Below are 19,402 nucleotides of genomic sequence, written 5' to 3' on the forward strand. Positions count from 1 at the left end.
CTGTCAGGAGATGGGGTTCGCGGCGCTGACGGGCTCGACGCAGAACACGACCGAGATGACCCGCATGGTCACCGAAAAGATGGCTGCTGCGACGGAAAGCGTCGTGGCGGCCAATTTTGCTTTGGCGAAGGCCGTGATGACGGCGGCTTCGCCGGAGACGACGGTGCGGGCCGTGTCCACGGCCGCACTGAAACCTTACGGCAAACGCGTGCGCAGCAATGCGCGCCGCCTTGCCAAGAAGAAGACGTAAGGCGGCCCTGCCGCCAGTGGAAAGAACGATCCGATGCGCATTGAAGGTGAGAGCGAGACCAATATGACGGAAGCTTCGGCAAAGGAACCGCTGGTCCTCTTCATGCCCTCGGGCAAGCGCGGCCGTTTCCCGGTCGGCACGCCCGTGCTGGAAGCCGCGCGCAAACTCGGCGTCTATGTCGAGAGCGTCTGCGGCGGTCGCGCGACCTGCGGGCGCTGTCAGATCGAGGTGCAGGAAGGCAATTTCGCCAAGCACAAGATCGTCTCCTCCAACGACCACATCTCGGCCCGCGGCCCGAAGGAAGAGCGCTACGACAAGGTGCGTGGCCTGCCGGAAAACCGCCGCCTGTCCTGCTCGGCGCTCATCCAGGGCGACCTCGTCATCGACGTGCCGCAGGATACCGTGGTCAATGCGCAGGTCGTGCGCAAGGCCGCGACCGACCGCGTCATCGAGCGCAACGCCGCCGTCCAGCTCTGCTATGTCGAGGTGGATGAGCCCGATATGCACAAGCCGCTCGGCGATCTCGACCGCCTCAAGGTGATGCTGGAAAAGGACTGGGGCTGGAAGGACCTGCTGGTCGCGCCGCATCTCATCCCGCAGGTCCAGTCGATTCTGCGCAAAGGCAACTGGGGCGTCACCGCCGCAATCCACCGCGATATGGACAGTTCGCGCCCCTTCATCGTCGGCCTGTGGCCGGGCCTCAAGAATGAGGCCTATGGCATCGCCTGCGATATCGGCTCGACGACCATCGCCATGCATCTCGTCTCGCTGTTGTCGGGCCGAATCGTCGGCTCCTCCGGCACGTCCAACCCGCAGATCCGCTTCGGCGAAGACCTGATGAGCCGCGTCTCCTATGTCATGATGAACCCGGACGGCCGGGAAGCCATGACCAAAGCGGTGCGCGAGGCCGTCAACGGCCTGATCGGCAAGGTCTGCGCCGAAGGCGAAGTCGACCGGCACGACATTCTCGACATGGTGTTCGTGGCCAACCCGATCATGCACCACCTCTTCCTCGGCATCGACCCGACGGAACTCGGCCAGGCACCCTTCGCGCTCGCCGTCTCCGGCGCCTTGCAGTACTGGGCGCATGAGCTCGACATCGAGGTGAACCGCGGCGCACGGCTCTATACGCTCCCCTGCATCGCCGGCCATGTCGGCGCGGATGCAGCGGGCGCGACGCTTGCAGAGGGCCCTTACCGGCAGGATCGCATGATGCTGCTCGTCGACGTCGGTACCAATGCCGAAATCGTGCTCGGCAATCGTCAGCGCGTCGTCGCCGCATCCTCGCCGACCGGTCCCGCCTTCGAAGGCGCCGAAATCTCCTCCGGCCAGCGCGCCGCGCCAGGCGCCATCGAGCGCGTGCGCATCGACCCTGTCACGCTGGAGCCGAAATTCCGCGTCATCGGCGTCGAGAAATGGTCTGATGAGGAGGGCTTTGCCGAACAGGCGGCCAGCGTCGGCGTTACCGGTATCTGCGGCTCGGCAATCATCGAGGTCGTCGCGGAAATGTATCTTGCCGGCGTCATTTCCGAGGACGGCGTGGTCGATGGCGCGATGGCGGAGAAAAGCCCGCGCATCCTGCAGAACGGCCGCACCTTCTCCTATCTGCTGCATGACGGCGAACAGCGCATCACGGTGACGCAGAATGACATCCGCGCCATCCAGCTCGCCAAGTCGGCGCTCTATGCCGGCATCAAGCTCCTCATGGAAAAGCAGGGCGTCGGCCATGTCGATACGATCCGCTTTGCCGGCGCTTTCGGCTCCTTCATCGATCCGAAATACGCCATGGTGCTCGGCCTCATCCCGGACTGCAACCTCGATGAGGTGAAGGCGGTCGGCAATGCCGCCGGCACCGGCGCGCTGATGGCGCTGCTCAACCGCGATCACCGCCGCGAGATCGAGCGGACCGTCGCCCATATTGAGAAGATCGAGACCGCGCTGGAACCCAACTTCCAGCAGCTCTTCGTCAATGCCATGGCGATGCCGAACAAGGTCGATCCCTTCCCCGAACTCGCCAAGGTCGTCGCCCTGCCGGAGCGCAAGGTGCTGGCCGACGATGGCGGCGGCGAAGGCGGCGGGCGCCGCAGGCGCCGCAGCCGCGAATAGTGCAATCCGCGGCCACCGGCCGCGGTTACCATGTCCATAAACCACACCAACAAAATCCGTTTTGTTTCCGGCGGTTTATCGGCAATGTGCGCGAATAGGCCGAGGGTGTCGCCCGTCGATAACACGATCGATCGCGTGATCCCTCGCCATCCCTCCAGCGCACGAAAGCCGCTCCATGCCGCTCGCCCGCCTTGCCGCCGCCAGCCTCTTCCTTCTTGCCACCGTCACGACGGTACGCGCGCAGGAGGACTATCCCTTTACCGGCGAATGGGAATGCGACGGCGCGCCCTTCGTCTTCACCTCGACGGTCTATAGCATCGGCGACGACAGCTATGATGTGCAGGAGGTCCAGGAAGGCTCTGATGGTTCATACTCGCTGTTCCTGTCGGATGACGTCTATATCACGCTTTCGGAAATCACATCGGATACGCTCGACTTCTCCTCTTCGGAGAGCAACCGTACGATGAGCTGCCGCCGCTATTAAGGATCATCCGCCATGAACCGCACGCGTCTTATCGCCCTCGCCCTGTCGTTTGGCCTGGCCTCGCCTGCCCTTGCCGATAGCTACGCCGCCATCAGCAACACCGCGATGTCGATTACCGGCGATATCGAATTCGACGATTTCGGCATCACCTTCGAAAACGGCAAGAAGATCGAATTCGACGATCTCATCGGCGATACATTCGTCGTGGATGGCAAGTCGGTGCCGGCGTCGGTCTATAGCGTGGCGGACCCGAAGGATCCGGTTCTCCTCAACGGCAACACGCTGTGCGGCGCGCCCGTCACCTACGTGGCATCGTGGTCGGCCAGCAACGGCACGGATACGATCGTCGCCGTCTTCTCAACGGAGGACGCGCCTGAGAGCAGCGACGAGATGTGCGCGTCCTATACCTACGAATAACGGAAAGCCGGGCTTCCGCCCGGCTACCCGAGATCAGCAGGCCACCTGCAGCATGTCCATCGGCCGGCGCTCCATGCGGGCGAAGACGGTGCGGATATAGTCCGCGACGGCCTGCGCCGGCGCTTCCGCCTCCTCATTGACGACGAGACCGATATGGTAATGCCCGAGGTCCGGCAGACCGTCCTTTTCACCCAGCGCCACCATATCGTCGCCGATGAGGAAACGGGCGAGCGGGGCGACGGCAAGATCGGCGCGAATGGCGGCGCGCTGGCCCATGTGGTGGGCACAGAAATAGGCGACGCGGAAATCGCGGCCTGAACGGCTCAGCTCCTCCAGCGCCTTGGCGCGCCAGATGCAGCCCTCCTCCCAGACCGAGACGGGCAGCGGCGTCTTCAGATGCGCATTGCCACAGTTCTTGCCCGCCCAGACGAGCTGTTCCTTGAGCAGGATTTCACCGGGAACCGGGATCGTGCCGTCGGTCGCATTGAAGATCGCGAGATCAAGCCGCCGCTCGGCGACGGCACGGCGCAGATTGGCGCTGTTTTCGATCGACACATTCACGGCAATGGACGGATAGCTCTCGGCAAAGCGTTTCAGCACCTCCGGCAGGATCAGCTCGCCCACGTCATCGGGCGCACCGAGCCGCACGACGCCGTTCATCTCCGGCATCATGAAGCGCGAAACCGCCTCGTTGCTGAGCGCGATGAGACGCCGCGCATAGGACAGCAGAACCTCGCCGTGATGGGTCAGCACAACTGAGCGCGCATCACGGCGGAAGAGCGAGCAGCCGAGCAATTCCTCCAGCTTCTTGATCTGCATGGAGACGGCGGAAGGCGTGCGGTGCACCGTCTCGGCGGCCGTGGTGAAGTTGCCTGTCTCGGCGATCGCCACGAAGGTCTTGAGGATATCGAGTTCCAAAAGCGGGAGCGTCTGGCGCATGAGAAGATTCATGACGGGTCTCCATGGATCAGAAATTCTGAAGCAAACTGTCACTTCATTTCGTTTGATTGAAATACAGGATGGGCGGATAGTCAATCTGCAAGCACACGAATGGAAGGAAAAACGCCATGAAAACGCAGAAATCCCATGCTGGCGGCGCCGATCTTGCCGTTCTCGCCCGTGGAAACGGATTCTACTATGCAATACGGCGCTTCGTTGGCGACGCGCTCGAGGCCCGCCGCCGGCGCGCCATCGTGCATCACACCGCCGAAGAACTGGCCCACCTGCCCGACTATCTCAAGCAGGATATCGGCTGGCCCACGCTTATCAAACATGAAGAACGCTGATCGATCCAATCAAATATATTCGTTTGATTGATGTGTGAGGCCGCGGCATAGTGACGATCAAGGTCGCGACCTTTCGAAACCTCCCAAGCTCGAAAGGAACCCTGAAAATGGCAATAGCATTGGATCACCGCCCGGTTCGGCGTGCTGCCGGCGCCGGCACCCTGTCTCATCTCGTCCGTGAACTTTTCGAACGGATCGTTTCCGCCTGGCAGCGCTATCGTGTGGAACGCGAACTGGAAAGCATGCCCTTCGACCTGCGCAAGGACATCGGTTTCCGTTCGTCGAACAAGACCACGCGATGACGGACGACTGTAACGGCGACATGCCGAACGACCACGATGCCACAAACCGCCGGACATGACTTTCAAAAGTCTCTCCGGCGGTTTTCTTTTAGGCTTAGATCATCGGGATCTCAGGCGCGACCGTGTCCGGCAGGATGCCCGTCAACCGCGGATCGTCGAAGACCTCGATCTGGCGCCGCACCGGCGCAAAGCCCGAGCGGATGTAGAAATCCAGCGCCTGGGGTGAATCGAGCGTGCAGGTATGCACCCAGAATCGCGTGAGCCCCTGTCGCGACCAGGCACGCGCAATCGCCCGGTTCATCAGCCAGCGCCCCGTTCCCTTGCCGATGACGGCAGCCGTCAGGCCGAAGAAGGCGAGTTCGCCCACACCGTCCTCACGGAAATCGAGCTCCATGAGCCCCTCTCCGCGCCCATCCTTCATGACGGCATAGACCTCGACATCGGGGTGATGGACAATGGCGGCGAGGTCGCTTTCCGGCATGGCGAGACGCGAGGCCCACAGCCATTCGGTGCCGATGCGCCGGTAGAGATCGCGATACCAGGCGAGATCGACCTTCTCCATGCGCTCGAGAGTTATGCCCGGCTGTTCGGGATCCGCGCGAACGGCCGGCGGCGCCGGCATTTCAAGGCAGGTCACCACGGCAGCGAGCTTGCCCGTCGGCACATCCGAATATCCATCTGGCAGCATTGCGATCATCCTTCGAAATTCCGCTCCGTATCTGGCGGTCGAGACGCTTCTTGTCAAACGGGAACATCCGCGCGTTGCACGCCGCATGCGCTGTCGCAATCCGACGATGCCTGAAGCGAGGTCGCAAATGTGCTGCATTGCACAATCGCCTTATTTTCGCTCGGAGATACTGACATATCAGCGATACGCAGCCCCCATCGGTCGTAACCATCCTCTTTCGTGTCGCAAAAATACTAGCGCTGCGACTGTTCTCCCTGCGACCATTGCGACATTCAGGCCTCCAGCATGGACACCGTGATGAACAAGCAAAACGTCAAGAAGCGCTCTCTCGTTTTCTTCCTCGTGCCCAACTTCTCCATGCTGCCCTTCTCGGCGGCCATCGAGACGCTGCGTATCGCCAACCGCATGCTCGGCTACGAAGCCTATACCTGGCGCCTCGCCTCCACGGACGGCCAGCAGGTGCTGTCCTCCAGCGGCATCGGTATCGAGGTGAATTCCTCGCTTGCCGACGAGCGCAAATATCTCGGCGGCGAAAATCGCCCCTCCATGGTGCTCGTCTGTTCGGGCATCTATGTCGAGGATTTCTCGAACAAGTCGGTCAATGCCTGGCTGCGCGAAGTCTATAACCGCGGCATCGCGGTCGGCTCGCTCTGTACCGGCGCCCATGTTCTGGCCCAGGCGGGCCTGCTCTCAGGCAAGCGTTGCGCCATCCACTGGGAGAACCTGCCCGGCTTTGCCGAGGCCTATCCGCAGGCCGACGTCTATGCCGACCTCTACGAAATCGACAGCAACATCTATACCTGTGCCGGCGGTACTGCCTCGCTCGACATGATGCTGAACCTGATCGATCAGGATTTTGGCGAAAACCTCGTCAACCGCGTCTGCGAACAGGCCCTGACCGACCGCGTGCGCGGCCCGCACGACCGCCAGCGCTTGCCGCTGCGCGCGCGCCTCGGCGTGCAGAACGCCAAGGTGCTGTCGATCATCGAGCTGATGGAAGGCAATCTATCCGAGCCGCTGTCGCTTCTGGAGATCGCCGACAGCGCCGATCTCTCGCGCCGCCAGATCGAGCGCCTGTTCCGCCAGGAAATGGGCCGTTCGCCCGCCCGCTACTATCTCGAAATCCGGCTCGACCGGGCGCGCCACCTGCTCGTCCAATCCTCCATGCCGGTGGTGGAAGTGGCAGTCGCCTGCGGTTTCGTCTCCGCCTCGCACTTCTCCAAGTGCTACCGCGAACTCTACAACCGCTCGCCCCAGCAGGAGCGCGCTGAACGCAAGCTGACGCTCTCGGCCATCGCCCGCTAAATTTTGATGACATGCAGCATCCTCGCCCCTTCGGCGGGGATCAGCTTGCCAGCGCGTTCATCAGCGACAGTTCGGAGAACACCCGGTTCCGTCCCGCATGTTTGGCCATATAGAGGAACTGGTCGGCGGCATTCAGGTAGTTGTCGAAAGTTTCCCGCTCGGCGATGACGGCAAGGCCCGCCGAGACCGTGATGGTCAATGCCTCGCCATCGGCGATGATCGGCTGGGCTGCGAGCTCCCTGCGCAAATGCTCGCAGCAATCAAGCGCCGCTTCCAGCGACAGACCGTGGAAGATGATGCCGAACTCCTCGCCGCCAAGCCGCGCCAGAAGATGCCGGTCGTTGAGCCGGTGCTTGAGACGCCGCGCAACCGCCTTCAGCACGACGTCACCGACCTCATGGCCATAGGTGTCGTTGAGGCGCTTGAAATGGTCGATGTCGAGAATAGCAATCGACATCGGTTCGCCACGTCGCACCGCCTGATCGACCAGCCGCGGGCCGGCCTCGAAGAAATAGCGCCTGTTGTAGATATCCGTGAGATAGTCCCGCGCGGCGATGCGATGCAGCGACTGAACGCGCTTCTGGATCGCAGCGACATGGAAGATGCGGCTGTTGAACTCTTCCTCCAGGAAGGGTTTCTGGATGTATTCGTCACCGCCGGCGCGCAGGAAGCGAGCCGCGACCATACGATCCGTCGCGGTGGAGAGGCCGACAACCCGAACGGTATCGTCGCCATGGCGCTTTCGGATTTCCTCCAGCAGCGCGAAGCCGTCCATATCGGCTAGGTCGAGATCGCAGACCACCATGTCGATGCCGCTGTTGGCATCAAGGGCGTCAAGGGCCGCAGCCCCGCTCTCCACGGCGGTGATCTGGAAACGCTGCTTGGCAATCAGGCCGACATGCTTCTGAAGACTGTCCGGATCCGAATCGACGACGAGCACACGCGTCTTGCCGCTGGTCAGGATACGATCCACCGCCAGCACCAATTGCTGCATCGCGGCCGGGCTGTCCTTCACGACATAATCCAGCACGTTCTTGGCAAGGATCTGGTCGCGCGTCGCATCGCTGAACGAGCCGGTAAAGACCAGGGGCGCGATGCCCTTGGAGATCACATAGTCGAGCGCCTCGCAATTGGGCGCATCGGGAAGGTTGAGGTCGAGAACGGCGAGCGCGAATTCCGGCGCCTCGGTCTGGAAGATGGTGCGCACCGCCGCCATGCTGGGGCAATGCGTAACCTGAAGGCCGAGTTCTTTCTCCAGGCGATATTTGAGCGCCGTGGAAAACATGCGGGAATCTTCCACGAGCAGCACATGCTGGCCGGAATGGCGCAGAAATGCTGGTCCTCGCTGCGGAGTTGAATCCACGTCCACCCGTCCACTATCCTGATCTTATTGTTCCCGTCGGCACGCATTACAAACCACCGGTTTTACCAAGTGGTTAATCCCGCGAGAAATATCTCACGCTACGTAAGGGACAGATCTGGGTGGAGTCTCGGCCTATCTGATTTTCAGGCTTTCTGACGCTGCTGCGCCGTTCTGATCTGGGTCAGCGTATCGAGGTTCTGATTCACGCGGCAGTAGAATTCCTCATCGATGAAGGGCCGCATGATGAAGTCGTTGCCGCCGGCCTTCAGGAAGCGGGCGGAGAGCAGGCGATCCGTCGATGAGGACACGCCGATGATGCGCAGCTGGTGCGAACCGACCGTGCCGCGAATGCGCCGCGTCAGTTCGAAGCCGTCGATATCGGGCATGTTGTAGTCAGTGATCATCAGCGCGATGTCGGGATTGGCCTTGAGCAGCGCGAGCGCCGTCGAACCGTTCTCCGCGACGCTGACGCGGAAATTGTAGCGCTTCAGGCGCGTCGAGAGCAGAGCGCGGGCGGTGGCGCTGTCATCGACGATCAGCACATGATGCTGGTGATTGGTCAGGAAGCGGCAGACCGACTCCGCCAGCATATCGACCGCGAAGACATTGTCCTTCAGGATATAATCGACGATTTCCTTGGACAGCAGCTGATCGCGCGTCGTCTGCTGGAAGGTACCCGTGAAGACGATCGTCGGAATGCTGAGGTCGACAAGGTAATTCAGCGCCTCGCCCTTCTCCGCCCCCGGAAGATTGATGTTGGAGATCGCCAGCGTGATTTTGTCGGTTGACTTGTCATAAGCGAGCTCGAGTTCTTCGAAGCTGCGGCAAATCTCGACATTCAGATCAAAAAGCTCTTTCAGCCGCTTCGAGATCATGGAGGTGAAGACATTCGAATCCTCCGCAACAAGAATACGATGATGCGACAGAGACGCGCCGGAATACTGCATCCCGGAAATGCCGATAAACGCCATGATATGCCTTCGTGATCTGAATTTTCCCCGAGCCTAGAGGTAACCGCAACCCTTTGCGAAAGCGTTAAATTTAGAGAGCATGAAAAAGCGTAGCGGCGTTCCTTTCCCCGCTCCGTTTGTTCTGCGCCCAAAGGAAAACGGCGCGGAACTTCTTCGGCGCCGTTCTCGAAAAACCATCGTCCGGTGTTTACTTGACCGAGGCCGAGCCGCCCTGGATTTCGACATCCTCGCCGCCGTTCAAGGCGATGCGGTCACCGTTCGGCAGGGTGACGAAACAGCCCGACGGGCAGATCGTTTCCGTGGAACCGGGCTCCAGCGCGATCTCGGCGCGGTTGCCACCCTCCACGACGACCAGAACCTGCGTGTCGGCGTCCTTGTTGGTGACGGTAGCAGCCATGGCCGGAGCGGTCATCGCAGCCGACACGAGCAGCATCATGATCATTCGCTTCATTTTAGCCCGGCGCCGCGCGCCGCCCCTGTTCACAAGCCCGGGAGAAACACTATCGTTCCTCCAGCGGATTTGCATCACGTTTTATGCGGGGGCGGCTGAATGCAGCGTGAATGCGGCATTCATGTGCCGGAAATCAGGCTTCCGGTTCGTTCTCGGTCTTTGGACGGCGCCGGGGCGCAGCCGGTTTGGCAAGCCTTTCCGTCGCCTGCTCAAGCAGAGAACTGATGATCTCGGCTCCCTCCGGTGAAATCTTGATCGGCACTTCCGGCGCAGCCGGGCCGCTGAGGGGGATCTCTTCTGCACGGAAGCGCTCGAGGATGGCGGTTCGAAGCTCCGACTTCACGGCCGTGCCGTTCAGGATATCGGCCAGATATCCCCTCACCTCGAAATCCAGCGTGGCGGAGGAAAACGCCTGGAAGACGATCACGGGTTCCGGATTGCGCAGAAGACCCTGCTGCGCCCGGACGACCTCCAACAATACTTCCTGAATGCGGCGTGGATCATTGCCGGCGTGAACGCTGAGCGCGACTTCCACGCGGCCGAGCTTGTTGCGGTGCGTCCAGTTGCCGACCTGACCGTTGATGAGTACGGAATTCGGCACGATGACCGTTTGGCGCTGGAAGGTCTCGATCTCGGTGGCGCGCACCGAGATGCGGCGCACGAAGCCCTCCGTCGTGCCGGCCACCACCCAGTCGCCCACCTTGAAAGGGCGCTCGGCAAGCAGGATCAGGCCGGAGACGAAATTCGAGACGATGTTCTGCAGACCAAAACCGATACCGAGGGAGAGTGCACCGGCGACGAGCGCGAGGCTGGAGAGATTGATGCCCGCCGCCGATATGCCTACGAGGCCGGCAATGGCGACACCGGCGTAGCCGACGGCGGTGCGCACGGAATTGCGCACGCCCGCATCGACCTGGCTGCGCGCCAGTACATTGCCGTCGATCCACTTCTGGAACCAGCGCGTGACGATGAAACCCAGTGCGAAGAGAATGATGCCAGCGAGGATGCCGACCAGCGAGATCGTGATGCTGCCGATGCGGATTTCCGTGAAAATCCGGTAGGCCCAGGATTCGATATCGGCCACCTGAAAACCCCATTGCAGGAGCACCAGCGGCACGAAGCAGACGAAGATCAGCAGATAGATCGCGAGACCCGCGGCAAGACCGATCTGATCGAGCGCCACCGGACCGAGACCGAAGCGCTCTTCCAGCCGCTTGCCGACGGTCGTCGCGCCGAAGGCGTCGGGCGCGGAAACCGCGCGCCCGGACAGGAAGCCGATATAGGCTGTCACGACGATCGCGCCGGTCACCACGATCTGCGTCGCGACGAACCGGGCCATGCCGACATAGCCGAGCAGCGACGAGAAGATCAGGCCGAGGCCCGTCAGGATGAGCAGCACGAAGATCGAGCGCGGCCACGGGCGGCCCGCCGCATTCGGTGCTTCGCCCTGATGCAGCACGGGCCGGATGAAGGCGGTGACGACCAGAAGCACGCCGATGATGAGCGAGGCGAAGAAGCTCTTGACGACGGTCAGAACGACGGGAGAGCCGAGCACTTCGCTGATCGCGCCGAGAAAATAGTCGGCACCGTTGACGATCGCCATGCTGAAGATCGAAAGCCACAGCAGCTGCGCGCCGCGATCGGAGACCCGCATCAGGCGCCAGTGCCCGTCGGCGGGCGACAGGACGGCATTGGCGAGCTGCGCGACGAAATAGATGGCAACCGTCACGCCCAGCGCAATGGCCACCAGCGGCGCGATGTCCGACCGCAGGACATTGAACGTATCCAGGAAGAAATAGCTCGCGCCGGCAAAGGCACTCGCCGCCATGGTGGGCAGGATGGTCGACCAAAAGGCGACGGACAGGCGCGTGATATAGTGCGGCTTCTCCTGCTGCGCGGCCCGGGTGATATAGGGCGAAAACAGCCGATAGCTGCCGGACAGCAGAACGAGGGCTGCCATCAGCGACAGCGCGACAGCGCCGAAAAGCTGCATCCGTTTGAACTTCCAGACGAATTGCAGCCAGGCCGTTACGGTCCGGCCAAGCGTCGCCGTCTCGTCCATGACCGCGCCGGAGGCCTCGGCGAAGAGCTCCGTGTTGATGTCGGTGCGCTTCAGGATCGCATCGGTGAACAGCTGTCGGCGGATTTCCGTGATGCGGTTGGAAAGCTTCGTCGCCTCGATGGAGAGGTTTTCCGCCTCGCCGGTCAGCGCGTTGATCTCGTTGCGCTCGGCGGCGAGCTTCTTGCGCTCCTCCTTGACGACATCGGCTTCGGGCGGCGCCCCTTCGGCCGGCGGATCGCCAAGCTCCACCTGACGGGCCTTGATCGCTTCGAGACGCGGGCGCGTCGCGACCGAGGTCGCAAGGATCGCCCGGTTCAGCGCCTCGGCCTCCACTTTCAGCGCGACGAGCCTGGCGTCATCTTCCTGCGCCTTGTCGACCCGCTCGCGAATGCTGTTCAGCTGCGCGCCGGCCTTGTCGAGGTCGGCACTGGCCTGTTCGAGCTGCGTCGCGTCGGTGGCGGGTGCGGCCGCCGTCTGGGCCGCAACGGGCGATGCCGCGAGGAGAAGAACGGCAAGAAGGATGGAAACGAGACGGGAGATCGGCAAGAGGCCATCCTCGGTGAACAGAAAAAGGCGACGCATCGCGACCAGGCGATTCCGTTCCCCCTTCTAGCCATGATTGCGGCCATTTTAAACCGGCCGCTCCGCCTTGCTAGAAGCCCGCCCCCGGTTCGGCGAGATAAGCAGCTTCTGCAGGCGTCGAAACGCGGCCGACAAATGCGTTGCGATGCGGGAAACGACCGTATCGCGCGATGACTTCGCGATGACGGATCGCGTAGTCCAGATACATCTCGTCGCCATGCGCCTCGAAAAGCTTCACCGAAAGATCCTGATCGGCCAGATCTTCCGAATGCTCGAACGGCATATAGAAGAAATGCCGGCGGTCGTAGGCGACGCCCTTGTCGGCCCCCGCCTCCACAGCCAGACGTGCCTCGCGCAACGCAATCCAGTCGGTCGCAAAGGCCATCGGCGAGGCGCGGTACATGTTGCGCGGCAACTGATCGAGAACGATCAAGGCGGCAAGACGCGCCTCCGGGCTTGCCCGCCATTCTGGCGTCACCTCGCGCGACAGCGCAAGATGGGTCGCGGCGAACTGCTCGTGCACGCGCGCATCCAGCTCCGGCGTCGACTGAAACCAGTCCTTCGCGGTCAGCACCTCGCACCAATAACCGACCACCTCCTGCGGTGTCCTGATCCTGCCGTCACTCATCGCGTCATCTCCTGCCTCTTCTGTCCGCGCAATATGGGGTACCAGCAGGCATAGCAAGGGGGCTGTGTTCGCAAAGCATTTCGCCTTTCATGAGCGCTCCTTCTACCATGCCCACGCCAAGCCCCAACGAAGCCGATTATCCCGAAGGAAGGATGGTCGCCTCCTCCGTGCTCCACAAGCTGGCCGGTGATGGCACGGCCCATGATTCCAGCCTCACGACGTCGACCTGTTAATTGGCTCAAGCCATTTCAACACGCTGTCCGGCGGACAGGTCAACAACGCGCTGGTCAGCCTTGGCGGCAACAACAAACGGAACGGCGACAGCGGAAATGACAAACCCTGCAGCGGGAATGGCGCGGATAGGCTGACAGGCGTTGCAGTAAAGACTCATTCGTCTTCCGCAGCACGACCGATGTTGGTCTCTCTCCCGGCGCACGCGATCGCATCCTCGATTTTGAGCCCGCCGTGACAACGCTCCGCGCACCCACAGGACACAGCTCCATCTCAATGCACACCAAGACTTTGATAGCCATGCTGGAGAGTTGCACTGGTTCACGGCGATAAGCTGTGGCAAAGCCAAACGTTCTTCGAATAAGATACCGACGGCAATGGGATGAACAACTTCCGCCCGGAGATGGGCGGCAGGCCAACGATCACAGCAGGTGATTTTCTGCTTTGAAGAGTATCTGGAAGGCGGCGCCTATGGCTTTGCACAGCGCGCACGATAAGCGCCCCTGAAGGGGAAGTCTTTGTTTAATCAGCGGAATAAGGAAAGTTTTGGTGGGTGATCACGGGCTCGAACCGTGGACCCGCTGATTAAGAGTCAGCTGCTCTACCAACTGAGCTAATCACCCACTTGACCGCTCCAGCGGTCTGACGGGGGCTATAAAGACGTTCGCAGACCTTGTCTATACCGCAGCCTGAAAAAAATGCGTCTGCGCAAAAATTTCTTCCGCAGCGCAAAATAACCGTCACAAATCCAGCGTTCCCGATGCGATGCGGATCGCCTCGCCGCCGATGCGCGCACCGGCAACCGCGCCGCCCGCGACATCGAGATGCAGGTGGATATGCGAAGGGCGACCCATTTCGACGCCTTGCTCGATCAGGAACGGATGATGGCCGTCCACCAGCTTGTCGAAGAAATGGATGGCGCCGGACAGGGCGGCGACGGCGGCCCCCGTTGCCGGGTCCTCGGCAATGCCCATATCGGGCGCGAACATGCGGGTATGGAACTTGGCGAGATGGTTCACGCCGCCCCGGCAATAGAGATAGGCCGAAGCGAGGCGTCCCTCGGCGAAGGGCGCGCAGCGCTCCCAGAGCGCCGGGTCGAAATCCACCGTCGCGGCGGCCGCAAGGTCGTGCACGGGGATCATCACGAAGGCCACGCCGGCGCTCCACAGTGACGGCACATGGTTTTCGAAGCCGATCTGGCCGGGTTTCAGGCTGAAGGCATCGGCGATCGCCTGGCGTTCGAAGCTGGCGTCGAGGCGCACGGATTTACGCGGCACGTCGAATTCGGCAAAGGCGGCCTTCGGGCCGCCGACCTTCACGGCACAGCGCACCGGTCCGACATTCTCCTCAAGAACGCTCACGAGATCACGCGGTCCGCCGCCATTGCTCTCGCCGGCCTCGGCAATGGCGATCGCCGCACCGACGGTTGGATGGCCGGCGAAGGGCAGTTCGCGGCCGGGCGTGAAGATGCGCAGGCGCGCGGCATGGGCCGGGTTTTCCGGCGTCTTCACGAAGACCGTTTCGGATAGGTTGAATTCACCGGCGATGCGCTGCATCGCCTCGTCCTCGAGACCATCGGCATCGAAAACGACGGCCAGCGGATTGCCGGCGAGCCGCGTGTCGGTGAAGACGTCATAGATGGCATAGCGACGGGACAAGGCACTCTCCGCATTCAGTTTTTACCGCAGGACCACGCCGAAGGTGCCCGAGCACTCCGCCGGGGGCAAGCAGAAATACGCGCTATAAATCGAGCTCCATGACGATGGGGCAATGGTCGGACGCCTTCGGCCGGTCCCAGCCGACGCGCGGATAGCGCTCCACCTCCTGCCCCGGCGGGAAGAGGGTCCGGAAGGGCTGGCCGGCGCGGATGATTTCCGGCATGCGTTTGGCATTGCGCTCGGCAAGGGACGGCGACAGCCAGATATAGTCGAGCTGGCAGAGGTGACGCTCCTCCGGCCCACGGCTGTGATAGAGCGTCCAGCGGTCGTCCACCGGCCGGCGCAGCATCGGGTTCACGGCAAAACCGTCTTCGCTGAAGACATCCAGCGCGCTTGCCTCCTCCTGCTGCGGCACGAAGCGATAGCCGCTGCGCTTGTCGCCCTCGATCGCCAGCTTCTCCTGATAGTCGTTCATATCGCCACAAATGGCGAAGGCCTTGTCGGCCGTCCGGCCCTTGCCGAAACGATCCTCGATGATACGGCGCACGGCGCGCGCCTCGGCGCGGCGTACGGGCATGGTGGACTGGCGGCCGTCCAGGCCTTCCCGGCCCGGCCCCATCGATTTGAAATGCACCACATAGAGCGTCAGTGGCCGCCCGCCGATGCGCAGATCCATTTCCAGGCAATCGCGCTTGAATATCCGGTCATCCGGCTTAGCGCCCTGCCCGAGATCCGGCGCATAGAGATCGAAATCCCGATAGGTGATGCCGGCATGGCTGCGGATATCGACGCATTCGATCTTCTGGCCATCGCGCGTCTCCTCGCGCATCAGCACGGACACGTCGATGCCGCGACTGTCATTGCCTTCGATCAGATATTTCTGCCTGTAGCCGTTGCCGACCATGCGGAAGAGATAACCGTATTCGAAGGCCTGCAGGGCAGCCATGTTATCGGTCTCCTGCAGGCAGAGAATGTCCGCATCGGCGTCCGCGATGGCGAGCGCCGACTGCTGGCGGGTATCGTCGGTATGCGCGACGGTGCGCGCTTCTTCCAGCCGCTGATATTCCGCCTCGTTGCGGATATCGAAGAGCCGCAGCACGCGGTCCTGCCGGACCTGGTTGCGGAACCCCGTGAAATCGAAGCGGGTCATGAGGTTTTCGATGTTGAAGGTGGCAAGGCGCAGCGACATGAGGCACTTTCGATAGCTAGCCGGGCGATCGGCAGGCGGGATAACGGCCGGAGTGTAACCGGCTGACCGGCAATGGAAAGCCTCTTTTGCCCGGCAAGCGCCGCCGCGGAATAAACCGGCTTGCCACGCCGTCCCCCTCTACGGATGATGGGCATTCCGGTGACGGGCGGAGGAATTGCACATGGGGATCGTATCCAGCATTTGGCGCGTGGTCCTGATGGCCTCACTGGCGCTCTTCGTCCTTGCCGGCCTGCCTGTCCACGCTGCGGAGAGCTACATCACCGCGCCGGGCGAAGCCGCCCGCGCCGCAGGGCTCGTCACCGAATCGCTCGGCAAGGCTCCGCAGGTGCACACGGTGCGCATCACCGACAAGGACGTGACCATGCTCGTGCAGGGCGCGGGTGCGAACGATGTGGAGGAATGGCGGGTGCGGCAGGGCACCCGGCTGCTCTTCTTCAGCGCCGAGGTGGTGAGCGGCCCCTCCGCGCGCCCTGCGCCCTCCATGGTCGACAATCTCGCAAGCGGCCTCTTCACGTTGGATAGGGTGGCGCTGGACAAGGTGGATACGGTCGCCAGAAACGCCGTCGCCTATGCCAAGCTTGAAGGCGAAGCGAGCGTGCAGTCCATCGAGATCACCAAGCGGGTCTTCCTGCTTCCGGCGCCCTCCTATGGCGATATCCGCTGGTCGATTTATGTCACCTCGCCGCGCGAAAGCGCGACCGTCTATGCGGATGCCGGCGGCAGGATCATCGGCGGCGACCTGTCCAACACCGCCCGTGCCCGCAACATGAATTTCATCAATGATGACGACTGGCCGAAGGAAGCAGCCCTCGAAAGCCTGACCGGCGTCATCGGCGGCAAACCGGTCATCCGCGATCTCACGGTCTATCCGAAATCCGTGCAGGTGAAGGCCGATCATCCCACCACCAAGGGGGCAACGGTCGGCTATTCCTGGGATATTTCGGGCGTCACGCGCTCGCCCATCGCCTCACCGATGTTCCCCGGCACCGAACGGGAGCCGGCGCTGTCGCTTGCCGATATCGATCTTTCCAAATTGGGCAAGGTTCGTGATGCCGCGAAGAAGGCCTGGGGCAACGACAAATCGACGCTGAACTACATGATGCTGCGGCTCTTTTCGGACGGTCCCGGCAAGCCGGAGCAGCGCTGGACCGTGCATTTCACCGACTGGACACAATCGGGCGAACTAGCGCTCTTCACCAACAGCGGCACGGTGGATCTCACGGCTGACGGCACCGTGCGGGCGACCGACCTGCCCGATGCGCGCCAGCCCAACCGCAACTGGCTCGATGCCGCGACGACGCGCGACGTCTTTGCCGTGGTAAGCAAACAATTCGGCAAGAACGCCCGGTTCGCCGAACTCAGCGTGTCCAACGATTCGATGCGCATTCTCGCCGAAGTGCCGGATACGCCCGGCACGATGCGCGAATACAACGCCAACGATCGTGGGATCACCGCCTCCAGCATGATGATGCCGTGGGATGCGGAATTCCATCCCGAGCGGCTGTTCCGCATGGACGACCTCGCCTTCTTCTCCGCGGAAAAACTCAACGAGTTGACCGCCCGCACCTTCACGCGGCTGAAGGTCGGCTCGGACATGTCGCTCAGCCGCTACACCTTCTCCATCGGCCAGCTGATGTCACCGGACGGCAGTTTCATGGTGCCCTCGCCCGATGGCAAGGTGACGCTGGAAATCCGCCTCGAAGGCCAGGACGGCTGGAAAGGCGGGCGCGTCACCTATTCCTCGACCGGCGAGGAAATCGACGTGGTGATGCCGTAGCGACGCGTGGAGTTATCGGTCCTAGAGAGTGGTCAGCAGCAGGCTGGTTTCGGATTTTGACACGCCATCCATGGCTCGGATGCCGCGCAGCACACGCTCGAACTCCACGAGATTTTCCGCATGCAGCTCGGCGACGAGGTCCCAGGCGCCGTTCGTCGTGTGCAGGGCGCGCACTTCCGGGATGCCGCGCAGCGCCTTGACGGCGGCGAGCGTCTTCTGGCCGGTGATCTCGATCATCGTGATGGCGCGAACCGCATGGGGATCGTCCGCCTCCGTCACCCGCACGGTGAAGCCGGAAATGACACCGTCACGCGTCAGCCGGTCTATACGGTTCTGCACCGTGCCGCGCGAAACGTTGAGCTCCGCGGCGAGCGCCGAAAGCGAGGCGCGGCCATCTTTGCGCAGGAGGGCGAGAAGTTTGCGGTCGGTCGTGTCCATGATATCAGCTGCCAGAATGCCAGATTTGAGTGACGAAACGGCAATATCAGGTGCAATTTTTCCAAAAGATTGCCGTTTCGCTTGCCGCCATCCTTGGATAGCGTTCATCTCAATGCAACCGCTTTCGACAGGCGCCCTTCATGACGACCGAAAATGCCATCCAAACCGCCGCCGCCCGCGCCAAAAATCTTTCGCTGCTGATGACCCGCTGGCCAAGCGTCACCGGTTCGCCGGACGAAGCGGCTTTCTCCGAGCGGTTGCGGGCGCATCTTGCCGAAACGCCCTATTTCAAACGCCATCCCGACCAGCTCTTCACCGTGGACAGCCATGGCGAACCGATGACGCAGAATGTCGTGGCGCTGGTGCGCGGCCGCGGCCGGCGCACGGTGGTGATGGCCGGCCATTTCGATACCGTCTCCATCGCCAATTACGGCACGCTGGCGCCGCTCGCCTGCGATCCGGAACCGCTGACGGAAGCCTTGCTCCAGGAATTGCGCAGCCGCCCGCTGAACGGTGCGGAGGCGAAGGCGCTCAAGGATTTCGAGAGCGGCGATTTCATCGCCGGGCGCGGCCTGCTCGATATGAAGAGCGGCCTTGCCGCCGGCATATCGGCACTGGAGCGTTTTGCCGGACTGGAGGCACCGGACGGTAACATCCTCTTCGTCGCAACGCCGGACGAGGAGAACCGCTCGCGCGGCATGCGCAGCCTGCGCAATGCCCTGCTGGAGATCGCTCGCCGCTTCGACCTCGATATTGTCGGCGGCATCAATCTGGATGCATCGAGCTGCGAGCGCGACGGCGAGGAAGGCCGTGCGGTCTATCTGGGCTCGATCGGCAAATTCGCGCCCTTCGCCTTCGTCATCGGCCGCCCCACCCATGCCGGCTACCCCTTCAACGGCACCAGCGCCCATCGCATCAGCGCGGAAATCGTGCGCGCCATGGATACCGTGCCGGAGCTCAGCGACGAGGCCTTCGGCGAACGGTCCCCGCCGCCGGTGTGCCTGGAAGCCCGCGATATCAGGGATGGCTACGACGTGACGACGCCGGACCGCGTCTGGCTCTCCTTCAACTGGCTGACCCACCGCCGCAGCCCCGCCGATATTCTCGGCGAATTCCGCACAGTCGTGACCGGCGCGCTGAACGCGGCGCTGGAAGCGCAGGATGCCCATCAGGCACGTTATCGCGGCCGGCCG

At 62.3% G+C, this 19,402-nt stretch carries 20 protein-coding genes and 1 tRNA gene; 9 read left to right on the plus strand and 12 right to left on the minus strand.

Annotated features, from left to right (window positions below; all coding sequences use genetic code 11):
* The 4 genes from ACOZK4_RS20465 to ACOZK4_RS20480 all read left to right on the plus strand — a co-directional run.
* Positions 1-250 (plus strand): hypothetical protein (locus ACOZK4_RS20465; RefSeq protein ID WP_421593494.1); only part of this gene is annotated, 250 nt, incomplete at its 5' end.
* 33 nt (positions 251-283) lie between these two features.
* A complete protein-coding gene (locus ACOZK4_RS20470) occupies positions 284-2,356 on the plus strand; it encodes an ASKHA domain-containing protein (RefSeq protein ID WP_421593496.1) in 2,073 nt (690 codons plus the stop codon).
* A gap of 175 nt (positions 2,357-2,531) precedes the next feature.
* Positions 2,532-2,840, plus strand: a complete 309-nt coding sequence (locus tag ACOZK4_RS20475; RefSeq protein ID WP_421593498.1) for a hypothetical protein — start codon at positions 2,532-2,534, stop codon at positions 2,838-2,840.
* A gap of 12 nt (positions 2,841-2,852) precedes the next feature.
* Positions 2,853-3,257: a hypothetical protein gene (locus ACOZK4_RS20480; RefSeq protein WP_421593499.1), complete on the plus strand. Its 405-nt coding sequence runs from the start codon at positions 2,853-2,855 to the stop codon at positions 3,255-3,257.
* A gap of 33 nt (positions 3,258-3,290) precedes the next feature.
* Here the strand turns inward: ACOZK4_RS20480 and ACOZK4_RS20485 are convergent, their stop codons facing one another.
* Complete coding sequence (locus tag ACOZK4_RS20485; RefSeq protein ID WP_314084675.1) at positions 3,291-4,208, minus strand: LysR family transcriptional regulator; 918 nt, start codon at positions 4,206-4,208, stop codon at positions 3,291-3,293.
* Positions 4,209-4,324: 116 nt separating this feature from the next.
* Here ACOZK4_RS20485 and ACOZK4_RS20490 point away from each other — a divergent pair, with 116 nt between their 5' ends.
* Positions 4,325-4,543 carry a hypothetical protein gene (locus ACOZK4_RS20490; protein WP_421593501.1) on the plus strand — a complete coding sequence of 73 codons (219 nt, stop codon included), beginning with the start codon at positions 4,325-4,327 and terminating at the stop codon, positions 4,541-4,543.
* 107 nt (positions 4,544-4,650) lie between these two features.
* Positions 4,651-4,845, plus strand: coding sequence for a hypothetical protein (locus ACOZK4_RS20495; RefSeq protein WP_421593502.1), 195 nt, complete (start codon positions 4,651-4,653; stop codon positions 4,843-4,845).
* A 94-nt stretch (positions 4,846-4,939) separates the two neighbouring features.
* Here ACOZK4_RS20495 and ACOZK4_RS20500 read toward each other — a convergent pair whose 3' ends face one another.
* The gene (locus ACOZK4_RS20500; protein WP_421593503.1) at positions 4,940-5,533 is read right to left on the minus strand and encodes a GNAT family N-acetyltransferase; all 594 of its coding nucleotides are present in this window, start codon (positions 5,531-5,533) and stop codon (positions 4,940-4,942) included.
* A 297-nt stretch (positions 5,534-5,830) separates the two neighbouring features.
* On the opposite strand from ACOZK4_RS20500, the gene ACOZK4_RS20505 reads away from it, so the two are divergent.
* Positions 5,831-6,838, plus strand: a complete 1,008-nt coding sequence (locus tag ACOZK4_RS20505) for a GlxA family transcriptional regulator (protein WP_117366400.1) — start codon at positions 5,831-5,833, stop codon at positions 6,836-6,838.
* A 40-nt stretch (positions 6,839-6,878) separates the two neighbouring features.
* Here the strand turns inward: ACOZK4_RS20505 and ACOZK4_RS20510 are convergent, their stop codons facing one another.
* The 9 genes from ACOZK4_RS20510 to ACOZK4_RS20550 all read right to left on the minus strand — a co-directional run bounded on the left by ACOZK4_RS20510 (position 6,879) and on the right by ACOZK4_RS20550 (position 15,973).
* Complete coding sequence (locus ACOZK4_RS20510; RefSeq protein ID WP_421593504.1) at positions 6,879-8,123, minus strand: GGDEF domain-containing response regulator; 1,245 nt, start codon at positions 8,121-8,123, stop codon at positions 6,879-6,881.
* Positions 8,124-8,344: 221 nt separating this feature from the next.
* Entirely contained in the window at positions 8,345-9,172 is an 828-nt protein-coding gene (locus ACOZK4_RS20515) for a response regulator (protein WP_313527294.1), read from the minus strand.
* Between the two features lie 187 nt (positions 9,173-9,359).
* A complete protein-coding gene (locus ACOZK4_RS20520) occupies positions 9,360-9,608 on the minus strand; it encodes a hypothetical protein (RefSeq protein ID WP_409530368.1) in 249 nt (82 codons plus the stop codon).
* Between the two features lie 148 nt (positions 9,609-9,756).
* Positions 9,757-12,225, minus strand: coding sequence for a mechanosensitive ion channel domain-containing protein (locus ACOZK4_RS20525; RefSeq protein ID WP_421593579.1), 2,469 nt, complete (start codon positions 12,223-12,225; stop codon positions 9,757-9,759).
* Between the two features lie 112 nt (positions 12,226-12,337).
* Complete coding sequence (locus ACOZK4_RS20530) at positions 12,338-12,895, minus strand: DUF924 family protein (protein WP_421593505.1); 558 nt, start codon at positions 12,893-12,895, stop codon at positions 12,338-12,340.
* Between the two features lie 238 nt (positions 12,896-13,133).
* Positions 13,134-13,286, minus strand: coding sequence for a hypothetical protein (locus tag ACOZK4_RS20535; RefSeq protein WP_421593506.1), 153 nt, complete (start codon positions 13,284-13,286; stop codon positions 13,134-13,136).
* A gap of 387 nt (positions 13,287-13,673) precedes the next feature.
* Positions 13,674-13,749 (minus strand) — tRNA-Lys (locus ACOZK4_RS20540).
* 117 nt (positions 13,750-13,866) lie between these two features.
* Positions 13,867-14,784: a PhzF family phenazine biosynthesis protein gene (locus tag ACOZK4_RS20545; protein ID WP_421593507.1), complete on the minus strand. Its 918-nt coding sequence runs from the start codon at positions 14,782-14,784 to the stop codon at positions 13,867-13,869.
* Positions 14,785-14,866: 82 nt separating this feature from the next.
* Complete coding sequence (locus ACOZK4_RS20550) at positions 14,867-15,973, minus strand: endonuclease/exonuclease/phosphatase family protein (RefSeq protein ID WP_421593508.1); 1,107 nt, start codon at positions 15,971-15,973, stop codon at positions 14,867-14,869.
* Positions 15,974-16,154: 181 nt separating this feature from the next.
* Here ACOZK4_RS20550 and ACOZK4_RS20555 point away from each other — a divergent pair, with 181 nt between their 5' ends.
* Positions 16,155-17,771 carry a hypothetical protein gene (locus ACOZK4_RS20555; RefSeq protein WP_421593509.1) on the plus strand — a complete coding sequence of 539 codons (1,617 nt, stop codon included), beginning with the start codon at positions 16,155-16,157 and terminating at the stop codon, positions 17,769-17,771.
* A 21-nt stretch (positions 17,772-17,792) separates the two neighbouring features.
* Here the strand turns inward: ACOZK4_RS20555 and ACOZK4_RS20560 are convergent, their stop codons facing one another.
* Positions 17,793-18,209 (minus strand): Lrp/AsnC family transcriptional regulator, encoded by a 417-nt coding sequence (locus ACOZK4_RS20560; protein ID WP_421593510.1) that lies wholly within the window; start codon positions 18,207-18,209, stop codon positions 17,793-17,795.
* Between the two features lie 140 nt (positions 18,210-18,349).
* Between ACOZK4_RS20560 and ACOZK4_RS20565 the strand changes: the two genes are divergently transcribed.
* A partial coding sequence (locus ACOZK4_RS20565; RefSeq protein WP_421593511.1) for a M20/M25/M40 family metallo-hydrolase occupies positions 18,350-19,402 on the plus strand: 1,053 nt, incomplete at its 3' end.

Origin of the sequence: Shinella sp. M27, from assembly GCF_049199905.1 — a bacterium.
Taxonomy (GTDB): domain Bacteria; phylum Pseudomonadota; class Alphaproteobacteria; order Rhizobiales; family Rhizobiaceae; genus Shinella.

Coding starts and splice junctions, on each gene's coding strand:
- ACOZK4_RS20470 (WP_421593496.1), top strand. CDS start 284: ATGCGCATTGAAGGTGAGAGCGAGACCAATATGACGGAAGCTTCGGCA.
- ACOZK4_RS20475 (WP_421593498.1), top strand. CDS start 2,532: ATGCCGCTCGCCCGCCTTGCCGCCGCCAGCCTCTTCCTTCTTGCCACC.
- ACOZK4_RS20480 (WP_421593499.1), top strand. CDS start 2,853: ATGAACCGCACGCGTCTTATCGCCCTCGCCCTGTCGTTTGGCCTGGCC.
- ACOZK4_RS20485 (WP_314084675.1), bottom strand. CDS start 4,208: ATGAATCTTCTCATGCGCCAGACGCTCCCGCTTTTGGAACTCGATATC.
- ACOZK4_RS20490 (WP_421593501.1), top strand. CDS start 4,325: ATGAAAACGCAGAAATCCCATGCTGGCGGCGCCGATCTTGCCGTTCTC.
- ACOZK4_RS20495 (WP_421593502.1), top strand. CDS start 4,651: ATGGCAATAGCATTGGATCACCGCCCGGTTCGGCGTGCTGCCGGCGCC.
- ACOZK4_RS20500 (WP_421593503.1), bottom strand. CDS start 5,533: ATGCTGCCAGATGGATATTCGGATGTGCCGACGGGCAAGCTCGCTGCC.
- ACOZK4_RS20505 (WP_117366400.1), top strand. CDS start 5,831: ATGAACAAGCAAAACGTCAAGAAGCGCTCTCTCGTTTTCTTCCTCGTG.
- ACOZK4_RS20510 (WP_421593504.1), bottom strand. CDS start 8,123: ATGTTTTCCACGGCGCTCAAATATCGCCTGGAGAAAGAACTCGGCCTT.
- ACOZK4_RS20515 (WP_313527294.1), bottom strand. CDS start 9,172: ATGGCGTTTATCGGCATTTCCGGGATGCAGTATTCCGGCGCGTCTCTG.
- ACOZK4_RS20520 (WP_409530368.1), bottom strand. CDS start 9,608: ATGATGCTGCTCGTGTCGGCTGCGATGACCGCTCCGGCCATGGCTGCT.
- ACOZK4_RS20530 (WP_421593505.1), bottom strand. CDS start 12,895: ATGAGTGACGGCAGGATCAGGACACCGCAGGAGGTGGTCGGTTATTGG.
- ACOZK4_RS20535 (WP_421593506.1), bottom strand. CDS start 13,286: ATGAGTCTTTACTGCAACGCCTGTCAGCCTATCCGCGCCATTCCCGCT.
- ACOZK4_RS20550 (WP_421593508.1), bottom strand. CDS start 15,973: ATGTCGCTGCGCCTTGCCACCTTCAACATCGAAAACCTCATGACCCGC.
- ACOZK4_RS20555 (WP_421593509.1), top strand. CDS start 16,155: ATGGGGATCGTATCCAGCATTTGGCGCGTGGTCCTGATGGCCTCACTG.
- ACOZK4_RS20560 (WP_421593510.1), bottom strand. CDS start 18,209: ATGGACACGACCGACCGCAAACTTCTCGCCCTCCTGCGCAAAGATGGC.